Source organism: Vibrio sp. 378, assembly GCF_033339435.1.
In genome coordinates, this window is the sequence record NZ_JAWOUO010000350.1 from 1 (window position 1) to 825 (window position 825).

Sequence of the window (825 nt, forward strand, 5' to 3'; positions counted from 1 at the left end):
TCGAACTCAGAACCGTTCTCCAGCGCGGTGTTTTAGGCAGAGTTTCGATACGCATGTATTTATCGAGCGTGCGGGTTTGCAGTGTGCTTCGGTCGAGGTAGACGCGCCACAGTCCACTTTGTTCGGCAAACGCAAATTTACTTTCACCCGTAACAGACTCCCAATAGTCCAATGCATGCGTCATGGCATCGACCAACACTTCACGCATCAAATCTTGCTTATCTTTTTTGTTGCCCAAAGCCTTATCAGCCAAACGAGTAAACTCTCCGCCAAGCTCTTTGAGTTTCTGCAACTGGTCTCTATCACCATCGAATGCATAACTTGAGAGTACTTCTACCGCAGTTTCTAGGTTATGAATACGCGCGGCGTTAGCTCCACCACCGACATTAAAGATGTACATCACATCTAAGCCAGAGCCTTCTGGCAGTTTTAGAATGTCGGCTTCAATGTTTTGACGAATATCCTCAATGTAGATATCAATCTTGCCGCAATAATGAGGCTGCTTCACCGTCAAATATTTTGGTGCGATCAGTTCGTCAGCTGACGAGCGTTTAAGTTGCTCTAAACTGCGTTTGAATAGCTTACAAGCCGCTTCGTTGGCAAAACGAATACGCTGATCTTCTCGCAGACAAATAATAGCTTCCGGAGCAGATTCTAGCTGTTCTAACAAACGACCTTGAGTTTCAAGAAGGCTTGCTTCGACGACAGCACGCTGTCTAAGCTCTGACTCCAGCACTTTGTTTTCCATATGGCGCATTTCCGCTTTACTTGCTGTTAAATGCGCTTGGATACGTGCCGCCAACTCTTGTTTGTTGAATGGCTTCG

1 protein-coding gene is annotated in these 825 nt (G+C 46.3%); it reads right to left on the bottom strand.

Annotated elements, in window-relative coordinates; genetic code table 11:
- On the bottom strand, nucleotides 1–825 hold an 825-nt coding region (locus R7Q48_RS26205), incomplete at both ends, for a PAS domain-containing protein (protein ID WP_318133111.1).